This is a genomic window from Luteolibacter sp. (assembly GCF_039920825.1).
In the GTDB taxonomy this organism is placed as follows: domain Bacteria; phylum Verrucomicrobiota; class Verrucomicrobiia; order Verrucomicrobiales; family Akkermansiaceae; genus Luteolibacter.
Genome location: NZ_JBDSCX010000091.1, coordinates 35,869 through 53,328, shown reverse-complemented (window position 1 = coordinate 53,328; position 17,460 = coordinate 35,869). Strand labels below are relative to the sequence as shown.

16 protein-coding genes are annotated in these 17,460 nt (G+C 57.7%); 6 read left to right on the top strand and 10 right to left on the bottom strand.

Features of this window, described 5'->3' with window-relative positions:
- Window positions 1–24: 24 nt before the first annotated feature.
- From ABIQ96_RS27015 to ABIQ96_RS27000, 4 genes are all read right to left on the bottom strand, one after another.
- Window positions 25–828, bottom strand: coding sequence for an endonuclease (locus ABIQ96_RS27015; protein WP_348217784.1), 804 nt, complete (start codon window positions 826–828; stop codon window positions 25–27).
- Window positions 825–2,183: a DNA cytosine methyltransferase gene (locus ABIQ96_RS27010; RefSeq protein WP_348217783.1), complete on the bottom strand. Its 1,359-nt coding sequence runs from the start codon at window positions 2,181–2,183 to the stop codon at window positions 825–827. Before ABIQ96_RS27010 ends, ABIQ96_RS27015 begins: the two co-directional genes overlap by 4 nt.
- Window positions 2,184–2,341: 158 nt before the next feature.
- Window positions 2,342–3,301, bottom strand: coding sequence for a phosphoglycerate dehydrogenase (locus ABIQ96_RS27005; protein ID WP_348217782.1), 960 nt, complete (start codon window positions 3,299–3,301; stop codon window positions 2,342–2,344).
- 217 nt (window positions 3,302–3,518) lie between these two features.
- Window positions 3,519–3,914, bottom strand: coding sequence for a hypothetical protein (locus tag ABIQ96_RS27000; RefSeq protein WP_348217781.1), 396 nt, complete (start codon window positions 3,912–3,914; stop codon window positions 3,519–3,521).
- Between the two features lie 80 nt (window positions 3,915–3,994).
- Between ABIQ96_RS27000 and dusB the strand changes: the two genes are divergently transcribed.
- The 3 genes from dusB to ABIQ96_RS26985 all read left to right on the top strand — a co-directional run bounded on the left by dusB (window position 3,995) and on the right by ABIQ96_RS26985 (window position 9,859).
- Entirely contained in the window at window positions 3,995–4,993 is a 999-nt protein-coding gene (dusB, locus tag ABIQ96_RS26995) for a tRNA dihydrouridine synthase DusB (protein ID WP_348217780.1), read from the top strand.
- Window positions 4,994–5,083: 90 nt separating this feature from the next.
- A complete protein-coding gene (locus ABIQ96_RS26990) occupies window positions 5,084–8,326 on the top strand; it encodes a DUF1553 domain-containing protein (protein ID WP_348217779.1) in 3,243 nt (1,080 codons plus the stop codon).
- 3 nt (window positions 8,327–8,329) lie between these two features.
- Window positions 8,330–9,859, top strand: a complete 1,530-nt coding sequence (locus ABIQ96_RS26985) for a DUF1501 domain-containing protein (protein ID WP_348217778.1) — start codon at window positions 8,330–8,332, stop codon at window positions 9,857–9,859.
- 3 nt (window positions 9,860–9,862) lie between these two features.
- Here the strand turns inward: ABIQ96_RS26985 and ABIQ96_RS26980 are convergent, their stop codons facing one another.
- From ABIQ96_RS26980 to deoC, 5 genes are all read right to left on the bottom strand, one after another.
- A complete protein-coding gene (locus ABIQ96_RS26980; protein ID WP_348217777.1) occupies window positions 9,863–10,534 on the bottom strand; it encodes a ubiquinone/menaquinone biosynthesis methyltransferase in 672 nt (223 codons plus the stop codon).
- Window positions 10,535–10,707: 173 nt separating this feature from the next.
- Window positions 10,708–11,571 carry an aldehyde dehydrogenase family protein gene (locus ABIQ96_RS26975; protein WP_348217776.1) on the bottom strand — a complete coding sequence of 288 codons (864 nt, stop codon included), beginning with the start codon at window positions 11,569–11,571 and terminating at the stop codon, window positions 10,708–10,710.
- A gap of 11 nt (window positions 11,572–11,582) precedes the next feature.
- On the bottom strand, window positions 11,583–11,906 hold the full coding sequence (locus ABIQ96_RS26970) for a hypothetical protein (protein WP_348217775.1): 324 nt from the start codon (window positions 11,904–11,906) through the stop codon (window positions 11,583–11,585).
- A 39-nt stretch (window positions 11,907–11,945) separates the two neighbouring features.
- Entirely contained in the window at window positions 11,946–13,427 is a 1,482-nt protein-coding gene (locus ABIQ96_RS26965) for an aldehyde dehydrogenase family protein (protein ID WP_348217774.1), read from the bottom strand.
- A gap of 37 nt (window positions 13,428–13,464) precedes the next feature.
- On the bottom strand, window positions 13,465–14,400 hold the full coding sequence (deoC, locus tag ABIQ96_RS26960) for a deoxyribose-phosphate aldolase (protein ID WP_348217773.1): 936 nt from the start codon (window positions 14,398–14,400) through the stop codon (window positions 13,465–13,467).
- Window positions 14,401–14,478: 78 nt separating this feature from the next.
- Here deoC and mscL point away from each other — a divergent pair, with 78 nt between their 5' ends.
- From mscL to ABIQ96_RS26945, 3 genes are all read left to right on the top strand, one after another.
- Window positions 14,479–14,901, top strand: coding sequence for a large conductance mechanosensitive channel protein MscL (gene mscL / locus ABIQ96_RS26955; protein WP_348217772.1), 423 nt, complete (start codon window positions 14,479–14,481; stop codon window positions 14,899–14,901).
- Between the two features lie 261 nt (window positions 14,902–15,162).
- Window positions 15,163–15,510 (top strand): P-II family nitrogen regulator, encoded by a 348-nt coding sequence (locus tag ABIQ96_RS26950; protein ID WP_348217771.1) that lies wholly within the window; start codon window positions 15,163–15,165, stop codon window positions 15,508–15,510.
- 100 nt (window positions 15,511–15,610) lie between these two features.
- Window positions 15,611–15,937, top strand: a complete 327-nt coding sequence (locus ABIQ96_RS26945) for a DUF3817 domain-containing protein (RefSeq protein ID WP_348217770.1) — start codon at window positions 15,611–15,613, stop codon at window positions 15,935–15,937.
- On the opposite strand, the gene ABIQ96_RS26940 is transcribed toward ABIQ96_RS26945, so the two are convergent.
- On the bottom strand, window positions 15,934–17,430 hold the full coding sequence (locus ABIQ96_RS26940) for an NAD(P)H-hydrate dehydratase (RefSeq protein WP_348217769.1): 1,497 nt from the start codon (window positions 17,428–17,430) through the stop codon (window positions 15,934–15,936). The genes ABIQ96_RS26945 and ABIQ96_RS26940 overlap by 4 nt on opposite strands.
- Window positions 17,431–17,460 lie beyond the last annotated feature (30 nt).

The window sequence follows — 17,460 nt, the reverse complement described above, 5'->3', positions numbered from 1 at the left end:
CGGCCCTTTCACTGGCTAACTTGCCTACTTGGATCTTTGGCAATAGCTTTGCAGATCAGCTGACTCAATCTGATCGCCCGGAACTAGCAGGTAGTGGCGTTCTTCCACAGTCCTTACCATACCGTCCGCATCGAGACAGAGTTCAAAAAGTGCGATCCTCGAGTCATCCATAAATTGCGCGGATATTGCCCGACATTGAAGACCTGGAAATTTTTCAGTGCAGCAGGCAATATCCTGCTTCGCCTGCACGACGGACAATTGATCATTTCCGCCCTTCGCCTGCACGGGTATGATGTATTGGCATCCGTGGCGGTCCACACCTACGTAAACTTCGTCTATTTCAATCTGCCCTAGACCTTTCACAGTTGTACGCAGATGGTTCTGAAGCGAGTAAGATGCCACTCCTAGAAAAATATCGATTAGCCGATTATACCGGACTTTGGCGAGCAGCGCCTGTTCATCCGACAAGGAATTGACTGCGATAATCTCCGGCGTGGCATCTGGCAATTTGATTGTCACCAGATTCGGGTTGGGTGCGATTCGGTTGATGGGAACGAGTTTGAATTCATAAAGCGCTCGCCCCACCCCTTCAATCACCCATTCCTTGCCTTTAGGTTGCGTCGCTAGGATCTCCGCAGGAAGGGGGTATCGGTAGCGGAAGGAATACAGGACATCTCCCAGATTTTTCGGGATTTTTATTTGGAGGCGGTCAGCGGTTTCAATCAGTTCCTCTCTTGAGAACAAAACGGAAGTGACTCCCTTCTTGTGAGATTTCCTGAAAATCTCGGCCACCAGAGCCTGATAGCGGTTTGGCTGCTTCTCCTTCATGCTGATTTCAAAGTTACATTCCCAAGCCGTTGGGCCTCTGTTTCCGTTTGCGTACGTTTGCGAGCACCACTTTTACGGTCTCGCTTCTGGATGGGAACCGACACATCCCAGTAGGTTGAGGCTTGCGACATGTCAGCATAAAGAAGTTTCGGGTCACCAAGAGGAATCGGCACTTGTCCACACTGGGGATTGATTCCCATAGCCGTAATGAGAGACGCTGCCACCGCACGGGCCAGCGGGGGCGGAACGGCGTTCCCTATCTGGCGGGCACCGTGCCACTTGGTATGATGAAAACGGAACCAATCCGGAAAGCCGTGCAAGCGCGCCATTTCGCGGACGGTGACGCAACGCGGATGCCGATAGTGAATTGGCCGCGGGCTGGTGAATGCACCTCTCGCAGAATCGGTGCCAGCCCGAAGGGTGTTCGAGGCACCGTCTGATGAGAGTTTGAAGAACCTCGAAATAGGTTCCACCGCGCCTGGCATGGTTTCATTGAAGCGGAGTTTGGAAATCTCGGAATGTCCGGTGCGCGTGCTGGATGTCAGAAGTCTGGGATTCCAGAGCCGCATCTCGCCGAAGTGCCAGGCAGCGTCATTTAGACAACGCATCTCGCTGGCGTAAGAAGAGACCTTGCGCCAGCGCGGCGGCTTCACTTCGTCACTATTTAGCAGCGCTGGAAATTCATCGGCATCGGGAAGGTCATCCAACGCATCCATGCATGATGGCCCCTGTGTAAGCCCGATCTCGTGCGGACGGCCCGCCTTGGTCGTGATAGGCGGCGGATAGCAGGGTGGTTTCAACCCCTTTTTGGCACCCAGCAAAAACAACCGCTTCCGATCCTGCGGAACGCCATAAGATGCCGCGTTCAGAACCATCCATGGAAGCCTCACGGCATATCCCGCCGCATCAAAGGTCTCGATCAACTCCTCGAGGAATTTCTTATGACTTCCCACCGTTAGGCCCTTTACGTTTTCAAAAACAAAATAATCCGCATCTAGTTCCGAGACGATACGAACAAAATCACGAACTAGGCTGTTTCGGGGATCGTCCAAGATCCGCTTGCCAATCATTGAAAATCCCTGGCAGGGTGCCCCGCCAAAGACGACATCCACCTTGCCTTCGATTCCCGCGATTTTCCGTATCGTGTTACCCGTTACATCTTCAACCGAGTGGGGAATCACTGTGCATTTTGGAAAATTGAACTTGTGGATGCAACAGTGGATGGGATCGATCTCCACCGCTGCGGCGACATTGAAGCCCGCCTGTTCAAATCCAAGCGACATGCCGCCCGCTCCTGCAAAAAGATCCACTCCGACCGGCCGTGATGATTTAGTTGATTTCAAAACACGTTTCATAGTGTTCTTATGATTACTTGGAATTTCAGGTTCAAGACATTTGATTCTGGTCGTGTCTTTTCCATGGATTGCAGCGCGGTGCCGCCTAGTATTTTTGTCGGTCTTAAAGCTTCTGTCGGCTGCGTTGATGCCGACCCCCATGGACAATGACATTTCATTCAAATCACCCCGTTCGCGCAGTTGCACTCGCCCTCGCCTTTCAGGGCGTTGATAAGGTTGGTCAGCGATTTCATCGCCTGGCGCGGGACACTTTCAAACGTCCGCGAACCGACGTGGGGGGTGATGATGACTTTCGGGTGATGGAGCAGCGGGTGGTCGGCTGGCGGGGGTTCCTCGTCGAGGACGTCGGCGGCGTAGCCGGCGAGTTTCCCTGAATCGAGGGCGGCGACGATGGCGGCTTGGTCGATGAGTTCGCCGCGACCGGTGTTGATGACCCACGAGCCGTCGGGCATCAGGGCGAGACGGTCGGAATTGACGCAGTGGAGCGTCTCGGCATTGAGCTTGGTATGCGGGCTGATGATGTCGACGGCAGAGAAAAGTGAATCAAGCGAGTCGTGGCGGGTGATCTGGAATTGCTCCGCGATGTCCTCAGGCCAGTAGTTTCCATACGCGTGAACCTCCATGCCGAAAGCACGGGCGCGGCGGGCGACTTCCTGACCGATGCGGCCGAGCCCAATGAGGCCGATGCGTTTTTCAAACAACTCGCTGCCGGTCTTGCGATTCCACTGTCCCGCACGGGTGCCGTCGATGGCGTAAACGAAGTTTTTCGCGAGCGCTAACAGCAGCAGAAACGTGTGCTCGGCGACGGTGTCGTGGTTGACGCCGGGAGTGAAGAGGACCGGCACCTTGAGCTCCTTCGTGGCCGGGATGTCGATCTTGTCGAGGCCGATGCCGTATTTCGAAATGACCTTCAGGCGCGGCAGCGATTTCTCGATGACCGCACGGGTGATGCCGTCATCGCCGCACAGGAAGGCGTCGAAATCCCCGGCGAGTTCCAACATTCGCGCTTCGGAAAGCGGCCCGCGCTCGCGGACGATTTCCCAGCCTTGGGATTCCATCAATGCGTGGTGCGGGCCGGGGGTGTCTTGGTAGGAACAGGTGGTGAGGAGGATGCGCATGCGGGGAGGAGAAAGATTCCAGAAACAAGAATCAAGATACCAGTTTGGGTGAATTCGTGAGCGTCCGTGGATACAGGACGGGATTTGGGGCTCCCGCACTCTGTCGGGGGGCGAACCTGGCGGTTTTGGCCCCCTCACACACTGTCAGGACGTTGAATCCAGTGGATTCGCGCTCTCGCAGAGTGTTCAGGCTCGCAAACCCGGTAATTTAGACGAATCACTGCGATTCATCGCCAGTGACACTTGCGATTGCCACTGGCTCGCCAGCTTGTGGCGCATTCGCTTTCGCTAACCGCATGTAGGAGCGTATCAAGAGCACCAAGCCGGTGGTGGTGGAGGTAATGCAGACGATGTAGCTGAGTTTTCGGGCGATCAAGTAAGCAATAAAGGATGGATGGCCTTTGTGGAGAGGAAGGGTGGTGTGATCGAAAATCGTGTCGAACGTACCGATCAAATATCCAAAGAGGATGAAGAAAAACGCGCGGTGTCCTGTCGATTTGAATGCGGGATAGGCGCATATCATCACGGCCACGTTTGCCGCAACCTGGCCTAGCCATGTGGCGTGATACAGAGTTTGGTAAAAAGTCATTTGGTGCGGTTTGTTGCCTATCATGCTCGTTGCCGCTCGAATAGTGCGAAAAAGCGGCAGATGTGTGGTGGACGAGGAACACGTTCGGCATGTAATCTCCGCCTGTGCTTCCGTGGTTTTCCAACAACGCTTTCCCGCTCTACCTCGCGCCGATGGCCGGGGTGACGGATGTGATTTTCCGCCAAATTTGCAAAGAATTGGGCGCAGATGTGATGGTGACGGAATTCGTTTCCGCGGAGGGCATCATGCAGGCGGACGACAGGACGCGGAAATACACGGAATTCACCGACGAGCAGCGGCCGGTGGGCGTGCAGCTTTTCGGCGCGGACGGCGAGCGGATGGGGGAGGCGGCGAAAAAGATCATCGATTGGAAACGGCCTGATTTCATCGACATCAATTTCGGCTGCCCGGTGAACAAAGTGGTCGCGCGGAATGGCGGCTCTTCGCTACTGAAAGATTGTCCGATCCTCGCATCAGTCGCATCCGGGGTTGCGAAGGCGGTGGGCGATCAGGTCCCGGTGACGGCGAAAATGCGGATCGGCTGGGATGAGAACTCGGTGAACGCGGTGGAGGTGGCGAAAATTCTCGAAGACAGCGGCATGCAGGCGATCGCCGTGCACGGTCGGACACGGGCGCAGGGATATAGCGGCGAGGCGAATTGGGACGTTATCGATGCGGTAGCGCGAGCGGTGAAAATTCCGGTCATCGGCAACGGTGACATCCATTGCGGTGCGGACTTGCTGAAACGAAAGAGTGAAACCGCTGTCTCCGGCGTGATGATCGGCCGCGCTGCGATGCAAAATCCGTGGGTTTTCCGCGAAGCGAAGTATTTTCTCGAAACCGGCAAGGTACTCCCGGAAGTGGCGGAAGAAGAGCGCTGGGAGCTGGTGATGCACCATTGCAACCTGGCGGTGGACAGCAAGCGGAATGGAAACGAGAAGCAGACTCTCACGGCGATGCGCTCGCGCTTGATGGCTTATTGTAAGGGATTTCCAGGTGCGAAGGAGCTTCGGCAGAAGCTTTGTCACGTGTCTTCGCTGGCGGAAGTCGAGGATTTGGCGGCGCTTTCCCTAGAGAAACGGGCAGTGCTGCAGGAGTTGTGATCGCCGGTTTCCGGTGCAAGATTCGGGGGGGCAAACCCGTTTGGGGGTCTAGCCAGATCCCAGCGGCTTTCCCACTTTTCCAGCCTGTTAATGAAACCTTTTGTTCGCATTATTCTCCCGATTATATCTGGATGTATTTTGTCCGGTTGCGACCGCACGACCAAAGTCACTGCGTCCGGAGGGGCCGTGCCTGAGGGAGGAGCGCCGATTTCCTTCAATGAGTCGATTCAGCCGATCCTTTCCGAAAACTGCTACCATTGCCACGGACCGGACTCCGGAACCCGCGAGCCGAAAAAGGAACCGCTGCGGCTGGATCGGGAAAAATTCGCTTTCAAAAACCGCGAGGATGGCAAGCCGGTGATCGTCAAGGGCGATGCGGGTGCCTCGCTGCTTGTGAAGCTCATCAAGTCGAAGAATCCGGACGAGGTGATGCCGCCGACAAAATCGCATAACCAGCTCACGCCCGAGGAAATCGCGCTGCTGGAACGCTGGGTCGCCCAAGGCGCGAAATACGAGGAGCACTGGTCGTTCATCCCTCCGGTCAAACCGCCCGTGCCGGATGTGGCCAAACCCGCGGTGGTGAAGAATACCGTCGATTCCTTCATTGAGGAAAAGCTGGAGCAAAACCAACTTTCGATCCAATCCGTCGAAGATCCACGGGTCCTCGTGCGCCGCGCCGCGCTCGATCTAACCGGACTTTTGCCGGATGTGGCGGACGTCGAAAAATTCGCGAAAGATCCCTCCGACGCGGCTTATGCGGCGTATTTGGAAAAACTCTTCGCCTCGCCCGCCTACGCCGAGCACCGCACGAGATACTGGCTCGACTACTCGCGGTATGCCGACACCCACGGCATCCACTTCGACAACGTGCGCTCGATCTGGCCCTACCGCGACTACGTCATTCGTTCATTCGCTGCTAACAAACCTTACGATCAGTTTGTCCGCGAGCAGTTGGCGGGCGATTTGATCCCCGCGAAAACGGCGGATACCTGGATCGCCACCGGCTATGTCCGGTGCAATCTCTCCACCAACGAGGGCGGCACGATCCCCGAGGAAATCCAAGTGAATAAAACGCGTGACCGGGCGGAGGCGTTTGGCGCTGCGTTTCTCGGTCTAACGGTAGGATGCGCCGTTTGCCACGATCACAAGTTCGACCCGACGGCGCAGAAGGATTTCTATTCGCTCGGCGCGTTTTTCAACAACACCGCCGAGAAGTCGTGGGATGACAACGTTGCCGACAGTGGCCCGGTGCTGCGCCTGCCGCCGCCCGATAAGCAGGCGGAGTTCGATGCCGCGGTCGCGCGGCGTTCGGAAGCCGGTGCGAATTACGAAAAGCGCCGGGCCGACGCGCCGAAGCTTTTCCGCGAATGGCTTGCTTCGGGCAAAAAGCCGCTGCCGGTTTCCTCCGATGCATTAGACCTGCGACTACGCCTCGACGAGGGCAGTGGCGACGTGGTGAAAAACTCCGCCCCAGGCGCGAAAACGCCCAGCTACAAAGTCGACACCAACCCGCTCGTCTGGGGTGAGAGCGTCTGGTACTGGCCGACGATGCGGATGGACATCACCTCCAACCTGCCGATGCCCGATCTGGGAGACTATGAGGCGGACCAGAAATTCTCCGCTGCCACCTGGGTGAATCTGCGGTTGAAAACTTCCAACGCCAACACGGGCAATGGCTCGCTCATTTCCCGCATGGGAGACGACAGCAAGGACGGCCATCGCGGCTGGGACATGTTCATCGATGGCGACAATTTCGTCGTTCACATCATCAATCACTGGCCGGACCGCGCCATCCGACTGAACACCGGCGGCATCCCGCGCGGCGAGTGGGTGCATCTAGGATTCAGTTATGATGGATCGGGCAAAGCGGAGGGCGTGAAGCTTTTCGTCAATGGCCAGGAGAGAAAAACCAACATCACGGTCAACAATCTCCAGCCCGGCGACACCATCCGAAACAAGCTGCCGCTCAATCTCGGACAGCGTGTCGAGAGCGACCGGTTGCGCGAGAGCGCTTTCTTCGATGCGCGCGTCTATCACCGTGCGCTCGATCCCGCCGAATTCGCACGTCTTCCCGAAGAGGATCTAACTGCCGAGTTGCTCGCCGCTTCTCCGGATCCCGAGAAATGGAATCCCATGCAGCGCTTCCTCGGGCTGGATCGCTATTTCATCGACAGCGTGGATCCCGAAGCCGCCAAGCTCCGTGAGCAAATCAAGGCTGCGGATGCGGAAATCGGTGCGCTGGGCAAAGATGGCCAGGCAACCTTGATCGCCCGCGAGCGCGAAACTCCGGCGAACGCATGGGTTCTCAACCGTGGTGTCTATACGGCGCGCAAGGAGTTGGTCGAGCCCGCCACCCCGGAATTCCTTCCCGGTTCTCACGACGCGTCCGACCGCCTCGAACTCGCCGAGTGGTTGTTCAAGCCGGAAAACCCGCTGTTCGCACGCGTCACCGTCAACCGCATCTGGCAGGAAATCTTCGGCACGGGCATTGTGGAAACGTCTGACGACTTCGGGATCATGGGCGCGCGCCCGTCGGATCAGAAACTCCTCGATTGGCTGGCCGTGGAATTCCGCGAGTCCGGTTGGAACGTGAAGCATATCTATCAACTTCTGCTCACCTCGAACACCTACCGGCAAAGCAACCACGTCAGCGCGGAAGCCCTCGCCGCTGATCCATCCAACCGCCTGCTTTCCCGCGGCCCTCGTTTCCGGATGGATGCCGAGGTCCTGCGCGACACCGCTTTACAGGCATCCGGCCTGTTGGCAAAAACCGTTGGCGGGCCGCCGGTGAAGTCCTATCAGCCGGACGGAGTTTGGGAAGCCGTTTCCATGCCCGAGTCGAACACGCTTCATTACAAGCAGGATTCCGGCGAAGCGCTCTATCGCCGCTCGATGTATTCATTCTGGAAACGTTTCTCACCGCCGCCGTCATTGGAAACCTTCGATGCTCCGGCTCGCGAAGTCGTTTGCACCCGGCGCACCCGCACCGACACTCCGCTTCAGGCGCTGGTAAGCATGAATGATCCGCAGTTTTTCGAAGCCGCCCGCAAGCTTTCGGAGCGCGCGATCAAGCAATCCAGCAACCCGAAGGAACGCATGGATTTCATGGCCGAAACTTTGCTCTCACGCCAGTTAGGCGACGAGGAACTCGCCAAGCTGACCAAAAGCATGGATCGCTTCTCCGCCCACTATAAGGAACATCCGCAGGACGCCAAGGATGTGCTCACCAATGGTGACGCTCCGGCGAATCCCGATCTTGATCCGATCGAAATAGCGACCTGGGCAATGGTCGCCAACCAGTTCTTGAACCTCGACGAAACCCTCAACAAGTAAGCCATGAAACCACCGACGATTCAACTTTGCTCGGACCACGGCGGCGACGGCCCGACCGTGATGGACTTGCCGATCCCGGACGATTTGAAAAGGGAATGGCTGGCCCTTGCCTCGCGCCGCCAGTTCCTGTCCCGTGCCGGGAAATCCCTCGCCTGGGCCAGCATCGCCGGACTTTTCGCCAAAGGCGGCAACTCCGCGCAGGCTGCGGAAATGCAGGCGGCCCTGCTGCCGCATTTCGCTCCGAAGGCGAAGCGGGCGATCTATCTGTTCATGGCGGGCGCTCCCTCGCAGATTGAAACATGGGACTACAAGCCGGACCTTGCCAAACATTTCGACCAGGACCTGCCGGAGTCCGTTAGAGGCGGCCAGCAGCTCACGGGCATGACCGCCTCGCAAACGCGGTTTCCCGTGGCGCCTTCGTTTTACAAGTTCCAGCAACATGGAAATGCCGGTCACTGGGTCAGCGAGCTGTTCCCCCACCTCGCCAATGTTTCCGACGATTTCGCGGTGGTCCGCTCGATGCACACCGACGCGATCAACCACGAACCGGCGATCCTTCTGGCCAACTCGGGCAACATGAATCCGGGAAAACCATCCATCGGCTCATGGATTTCCTACGGCCTCGGCTCGATGAACGATGACCTTCCAACATTCGTCGTTCTCACCTCCAAGCTGGCCACCACGGCGAACATCCAGGCGCTTTCCTCGCGCCTTTGGTCTTCCGGTTTTCTATCACCCGATCATGCCGGAGTCGCGTTGCGGTCGGGTGGAAATCCGGTGATTCATCTTTCAAATCCCAAAGGGGTTCCCGCTTCGATGCGCCGCGCGATGATCGACGGCGTCGGCGAAATGAACCGCGAGCTTTTCCAAAAGATTGGTGATCCGGAAACCAACGCCCGCATCGCCCAGTATGAAATGGCCTTCCGCATGCAAACTTCGGTGCCGGAGCTCACCGATCTATCCAACGAGCCGCAGTCGATCTGGGACATGTACGGCCCTAAGGCGAAGGAACCAGGAACCTATGCCTACAACTGCCTGATGGCCCGCCGCCTCGCCGAGCGCGGGGTGCGCTTCACCCAGATTTTCCACCGCGGCTGGGACAACCACACCAATCTTCCTGCGAATATCAAGACGCTCTCGGAAGACATCGATCAGCCGACCGCCGCGCTGATGGCTGACTTGAAACAACGTGGCCTGCTAGATGATACGCTGGTCGTCTGGGGCGGCGAATTCGGCCGGACGGTTTACTCGCAGGGCGGTCTAACCAAGGACAACTACGGACGCGACCACCACCCGCGCTGCTTCTCGATGTGGATGGCCGGCGGCGGTGTGAAGCCCGGCGTGACCTATGGCGAGACCGACGATTTCTCCTACAACATTGTGAAGGACCCGATGCATATCCGGGATCTCAACGCGACGATCCTCAATCTGCTAGGTGTCGATCATGATCGACTCACGTTCAAGTTCCAGGGATTGGATCAAAAGCTGACGGGCGTTGAACCCGCGAAGGTCGTCAAGGAACTCTTGGCCTGAAGATTATCGGGTGCCTTCGTAGATGGTGACGACGCCGAAAGTGATCGGAGTGGCCGCGGTTTTTCCAAAACCGCAGGTCTCCAGCAGATCGGTCATTCCCTTGCCCGAGGGGAATTGCTCGATGGAGCCGCCGAGATATTCGTAGGCGTCCTTTTGGCCAGTTAGGAAACCCGCCATGTGCGGCAGGATATTGTGAAGATACCAGCGGTAAGGTCCGCGCATGATGCCTTCGGGGAGCGAGAAATCGAGAATGACGAGACGACCGCCCGGCTTGAGAACTCGGTTCATTTCGCGGAGCGCGGCAGGGTAGTCGGCCATGTTGCGAAGGCCGAAAGCGACGGTGACGACGTCGAATTCCTGATCTTTGAAAGGGAGTTTCAACGCATCGGCAACGATGGTTTTCGCGATGCCCCGGCTGGCTGCGTGGGCGAGCATTTCCGCGCAGAAATCGGAGGCGATCACCTCGCATTGCGGGCATTGGTCCTGGATTTCCAAAGCGAGATCGCCGGTGCCGCTGGCGACGTCGAGCAGCCGTTCAGGTTTCCATTTTCGAATGCGGGCGGTGACGATCTTCCGCCAGATAATGTCCATGCCGCAGCTCAGGACGTGGTTGGTGAGCACGTAGCGATCGGCGATTCTGGCGAAGGCGTCATGGACGTAAACGGCGTCGGGCATGCGGGATGGGTAAACCGGATGAGGTTTCGGACAAGCGAAATGTCCTCTGGAGTGCGGTGGCAGAGCGCAGCGGCGACACCGCTTTGGATTCTTTCGGGCGGCAGGAAGACGGTGGATGCCGGTTCATCCAAAGCGGTGTGGCGCTCCGCTTCCCACCGCAGTCCATGGGGGCATCACGCTCCGATGGGGTGCCAGGTGGTCTTGGACTCGAGGTGATCGCGGATCTCGTAGAGTCCCTGGGCTTTTTCGGAAAACCAATCGGTGGCGGTTTCCGAGGGGATCAGCTTGAGACGCTTCACGCTGTCGGCCGCTCCGATCTGGAGGGTTTTGCGATCCTCAAGATTCGCAACAGCGGCGATGCCGCGAAGATGGGCGTGAGTGGCGAAAGTCGGAATGAGCTCGGAACGTTCGCCGGTGAGTAGATTGACGACTCCGCCAGGGAGGTCGCTGGTGGCGAGCATTTCACCTAACAAAATAGACGGATAAGGCTGCGTGGTCGAAGCCAGAGCGATCACGGTGTTGCCGCTGGTGATGGCGGGCATGACAAGGGAAAGTAGAGCGAGCAGCGGAGCCGTGTCCGGTGCGACGATGCCGATGATCCCCATCGGCTCGGTGACCGTGAAATTGAAATGCGGCGAGGCAACGGGATTCACGCTGCCGAGGAGTGCCTGGTATTTGTCGGTCCAGCCGGCGTAATGGACGATGCGGTCAATGCTGGCGGAAACCTCGCGATCGGCATCCTTCTTGGAAATGCCGGTGAGGGAAATGGCTTCCGACATTTCAGCCGAACGCGCCTCCAACATTTCGGCGAGTCGATAGAGAATCTGCCCGCGGTTGTAAGCGCTGCGGGCTGCCCAGCCTGGACCTGCCTTGGCGGCTGCTTCCACGGCGTTCCGCAGATCCTTGCGGGTGCAAAGCGGGATGTTTGCGAAGAACGCGCCGGCCGCGTCGTTGATCGGATAGACCCGGCCGCTTTCGGAGCGGATGAATCCGCCGCCGACGTAGCACTTCGGGGTTTTAGTGATGGGGAGACGCATGGTTTTGCTGGTTATCGGTTTTCAGGAAGCGGGGCTTCAGGGGTGGGCATGCCGGGTGCGGGTGGCACTACTCTAGGGCGGGCTTGGGAGGCGCGTTTATTGATCTCTTCGAGCGATTCCTTGATTTTAGAAAGGGTGTCGGTCTGGTTTTTGATATCCGACTTGAGGCTGTCGATGTCGGTTTGCAGATTGCCGACCTCGGATTGTACGGTGGAAAGCTGGTTCTTGAGATTTTTGTCATCACCCCGGTCGGCATTGCCGAAAATCATGACAATCAGCGCGATAAGTATGAGGGTTCCGCAGCCGAGCGAGGCCTTGTTGTTTGTGACTGACATGGGTCGTTTTCCCTTTTGAAATGTTGTGTAAAATGGAACTCAGCGGAGCTGGGCATAATCCAGCAGGCCTTGCTTGCCACCTTCCCGACCGAAGCCGGATTCCTTATAGCCGCCGAAAGGTGAGGTGGGGTCGAATTTGTTGAACGTATTCGCCCAGACAACGCCGGCCTTGAGTTCGGTGGACATCTTCAGAATGCGCGAGCCCTTGTCGGTCCAGACCCCGGCACTGAGGCCGTAGTGGGTGTTATTTGCCTTTTCGACGGCTTCTTCCGGCGTGCGGAAGGTGAGGATGGAAAGCACGGGGCCGAAGATTTCCTCGCGCGCGATGCGTTGGCTTTGGGAAACGTTGGAGAACAGGGTGGGGGGGAAATAGAACCCCTTTTTCGGCAAGGTACATGCGGATTGATAGATCTCCGCACCTTCCGCAACACCGGAGGCGACGAGGTCATGGATACGGCCGAGCTGGGCCTTGGAATTGATCGCCCCGACGTCGGTGTTTTTGTCGAGTGGATCGCCGGTGCGGAGGGTTTTGAGGCGGATTTTGAGTTTCGCGAGCACCATGTCGGCGACGGATTCCTGGACTAACAACCGTGAACCGGCGCAGCAGACGTGGCCTTGGTTGAAGAATATGCCGTTGATGATCCCTTCGACCGCTTGGTCGAGCGGGGCGTCGTCAAAAACGATGTTGGCCGCCTTGCCACCGAGTTCGAGAGTCAGGCGTTTGCCTGTTCCTGCGAGGGCGCGCTGGATGGCTTTGCCGACGTTGGTCGAACCGGTGAAAGCGATTTTCGCGGCCAGCGGGTGATTGACGACGGCGGCTCCGGTTTCACCCGCGCCGGTGACGAAGTTGACGACACCGGGCGGCAGGCCGGCATCTTGTAAAATGGAGGCGAATTTGAGCGCGGTGATGGAGGTGGTTTCCGCAGGCTTGAGGACGACGGTGTTGCCGGTGGCCAGGGCAGGGGCGATTTTCCACGCGAGCATCAGCAGCGGGAAATTCCACGGAATGACCTGTCCGATCACACCTAACGGTTCCAACGTGCGGCCCGGAGTGACGTAGCCAAGCTTGTCCGCCCAGCCAGCATGATAGAAGAAATGTGCGGCGGCCATCGGCACGTCGAAGTCGCGGGATTCCTTGATCGGCTTGCCGCCGTCGAGGGTTTCGGCCACGGCGAATTCGCGGGCTCGGTCCTGAAGCAGCCGGGCGATCCGGAAGAGGTATTTCGCGCGCTCGGTCCCGGGTAGTTTGCTCCACGACTTGAAAGCGGTGGCCGCTGCCTGATAGGCGGCATCGACGTCGGCGGCTCCGGCGAGGGCGATTTCGGAAAGCTTCTCCTCGTTGCGCGGGCTGATGGAGTCGAAGTATTTCTTCGTCTTCGGAGCGACGAACTTGCCGTTGATGAAAAGGCCGTAGCGCTCGTCGATGAAGGCTTTGGCCGTTTCCGGCGCGGGATCGTATTCCCAAAGATCGCCGAAAAGAAGTTCGCGGGCGGCGGGGCGTGTGGATTTCTTGGCGGGCATGGTAGATATAGGTCGTATGGGTCCTATAAGACCTATTTCAGTAGGCTGAGGACGATTCGCTGAAGATGTAGGGCGCCTGATAGGCCCCGGTTTTTTCCTTCACGAGTTGGCGGACTAGGTCGTTGAGCAGGGCAGAGGCGCCGAAGCGGTAGCGGCTGTTGTTCAGCCAGGCGTCGCCGAGGGTTTCCTTGACGGCGACGAGGAAATGCAGCGCCTGTTTTGCCGTGCGGATGCCGCCGGCGGGCTTCATGGCGATCTCGATGCCGGTTTCCAGATAGAAATCGCGGATGGCTTCGAGCATCACTTGGTTGTTGCCTAGCGTGGCGTTGAGATTCGTTTTTCCGGTGGAGGTCTTGATGAAATCGCCAGGGCGGAGGACGCGCATGGCCAGAAAAGACGCGGCACGGATGTTGTCGTAGGTTTCCAGTTCGCTGGTTTCGAGGATGACCTTGAGCGTGCTTTCGCCGCAGGCTTCGAGCACTGCGGCGATTTCATCCTGCACAAGCTGGAGTTCTCCCGCGAGGAATGCTCCGCGGTTGATGACCATGTCGATCTCGTCAGCACCATCGTCAACGGCGGCGCGGACTTCGGCGAGACGGGTTTTGAGCGGTGCCTGGCCGGAAGGGAAAGCGGTCGCGACGGAGGCGATTTTGACCGAAGTGCCTTTCACGTATTTCGCGGCGTGTCTCACCATCGCCGGATAGACGCAGACGGCGGCGGTCGGGGGAATGTCGGTGCCGTCGTGCGGATGGAGCGCTTTCTGACAGAGAGAGGCGACCTTGCCGGGAGTGTCTTTGCCCTCGAGCGTGGTTAGATCGACCATCGTGGTCGCGAGTTTCAGTCCGAAAACCTTGGCGTTTTTCTTGATGCTGCGGGTGCCGTATTTGGCGACCCTCTCCTCGATGCCAATTTGATCGACGGTTCCAACATCATCCAGGAGGCGCTTTAATGCTTGGGAATTCCGCGTGGCCATTGAATTCAGACTCGCGGGAAAGTCACCGACTGCCAAGTTTCAAGTTTCGCCCTCGCAAAAAACCAGCGCCAAAATTCCTTGGCAGATCAGGGTTTAAAGTCCATTCGTTGGTTCAATCCTCCTAGAACCATGCTCACAGAATTCAGAAACTTCATCTTGAAAGGCAATGTCATCGATCTGTCCACAGGTGTGATCATCGGTGCCTCGTTTGGAAAAATCGTCACGGCATTTACCGACGGCGTTGTCGCTCCCATTCTCTCCCTGGCGGGAGGAGATCCAAAGGTGGGATTAAAAGTGGGGGTTTTTGATCTGGGCCTGATCATCAGTGCGATCATCGGTTTCCTGATCACGGCGGCGGTGATTTTCTTTGTTATCATAAAGCCGGCAAACGCCTTGATGTCCCGGATGAAAAGAGCGGAAGCCGCCGCCCCTCCGCCAGGTCCGACGGCGGAGGAGACTTTGCTCACCGAGATCCGCGATCTGCTCAAGGCGAAGGCCTGATCATCCGGGGCTGAAATTTTGAACGGCCGTTCCGAAAATAGGGAATGGTGCTTTTATTTTTGAGGATGCTTTTTCGTTTCCCCAGTTGGCAGGTTCTCTGGTGAGGAGTTTTGCCATAAAAAGCTGATAATTTTGAAGTTCGGGGCGCTTTTACTCTCGTCACGGGCGCTTGTGACGCATAGGTTTGTGGCGGAAAATAATTCAGTGCGTGTGCGATTTGGCACACGCCATGCTTTTCTCTAATCACCAATCCGCCGAACTATGAAAAAAATTGAAGCGATCATAAAACCATTCAAGCTTGAAGAAGTTAAGGAGGCCCTCGCCGAGGTGGGTGTGCAAGGTATGACTGTTACCGAGGTCAAAGGCTTCGGTCGCCAGAAAGGTCATACTGAAATCTACCGGGGATCCGAATATACGGTGGATTTTCTTCCCAAAGTCAAAATTGAAATCGTTGTGGACGATGCGCAAGCCGACGGCGTGGCCGCCGCGATTGTGAAGAGTGCGAACACCGGCAAGATTGGTGATGGAAAAGTGTTCATCTCGACCGTCGAAGAGGCGATCCGTATCCGGACCGGCGAAACCGGCACGTCAGCCGTCGCAGTCAACTGAGCGCGGTTTCCCGAATTCGAATCTAACTGCCCGTGGCTTCCCCCGATGCCACGGGTTTTTTGTGGTTGTCAGTCCGGAGGCGGTGCATCAGTGATTCGCCATGCCGAGCTGGAATACCGCCGTCGGGCGGATGCGTGCCGTTGGAATGTTAGAGAGTGTTTCCTTCATCCTATTGATGGGCGTTGCGATGCCGCTCAAGTATTTGGCGGGAATGCCGGAGGCGGTCAAATGGGCGGGTTGGATCCATGGGATCCTCTTTATCGCCTATGGCATGACGAATCTGGCGGCTCTGACCGGAGATAGGATTTCGTTCCGGAAATCTTCAATTGCCTTCATGGCATCACTGATTCCCTTTGGCCCATTCATCATCGACAGAAGATTCGCAGAGGATGAGGAAATCGAACGGGCCTCCCGTGGAGGACGCTAACGACTCGATGTTTTCCAATCCCTGAACGCCGCACCCAGGAAATGGAGGACGTCGGTAGCTAGAAGCGACTCTTCCGAAAGATGGCGTTCGGTCAGCGCGATTTCAGCGCTCCGGCCGCAAAGCCATGCGGCCATGGAAGCGGCATCCATCGGGCTGTCGCCGATCGCCAGCCGTGCTCCGATGACACCCGCGAGCACGTCGCCTTGGCCGCCACTGGCCATGCCGGGAGTGCCCGTGGCATTGCACCGGAGCGGTTGCCCCTGCCGGGTGACGATGGTGCGGCAGCCTTTCAATAAAAGCGTTGCAGGAGTCCGGTCGGCAAATTGACGGGCTGCGTCTTCTCTCGGGAGGTCCGCGAGATCCGGCGCGAGTCTTGCGAATTCTCCGGGATGCGGAGTGATGACATGTTGCGAGGTGAGCACATTCAAATGCCCGGAGCGCGCGAAGAAATTAAGGGCGTCCGCATCAATGACAACGGGGGCGGGGGAGTTCGAAAGCAACACCAGCAATCCATGGGATAAATCCGAATCCATTTCGCCAAGGCCGCAACCGACGACCAAGGAATCAAAACGGGAATCCAGCACTTGGGAGGGATTTTCGTATGAACGGACAATGACTTCCGGCGGGCATTTGCCAGACACGAGGTGATGGATCGCTTCGGGAACGAAAAGAGTCACCAATCCGGCACCGCCGCGAAGCGCTCCGCATGCTGCGAGTACGGCGGCTCCCGTGTAGTTCTCGGAACCCGCCACGATGGCCACCCGTCCCGCCATGCCTTTGTGGAAATCGAAGGGGCGAGGCGATTTTCCGACATCCAGAGTTTGTGGAGAAATGAGGTCCAGATCGCTGGGATTTCGTGCGGTCAGCGGTTCAACGGCGACCAATGCCAGAGCGCCGGTTGCGTGGGCGGCGTGGCCGTTGAGCAACCCGGATTTCGCATTGCCAATCATGAAAGTGACATCGGCGGAGACAGTGTCTGGAAACACCTGTCCGCAATCCGGATCAATTCCAGAGGGGAAATCAACCGCAGCGACACGGGCTCCCGATTGCTGCCGCAGATTCTCGATTTCCGAAGCGAGGCTGACCAACGGTTCGCGCAATGAGCCCGACGAACCACTGCCGAGGAGCCCGTCCAGCAAAACGAGAGGGCGTTTGATATCCCTCCACGCGGGACGGCGGTCAAGGGGAACGACGAGCCCGAGTTCGTCCCATTTCAGGAGAGTCAGAGGAGCGTAGCTGCCGATGGGATAGGCGTTCCGGGTTGCCACCTCCCAACCATATTGGTCGCGCAGGATTCGGAGCGCCACCAAAGCATCGCCGGCATTGTGTCCTTTCCCGAGGTAGCCGATGATCGTTCCAGGAGTGGGAAAAAAACGGGCAACAGCATGTCCCAGCTTTTCTCCCGCGGCGTTCAATAATTGCTCTTCCGTCCAACCATTCGCCAGAGCCGAAACTTCGATGGCGAGCGCCTCAGCAATCGTTACCGCACCCATGCGACAATCCTACGCCGCATTCGCGACTCC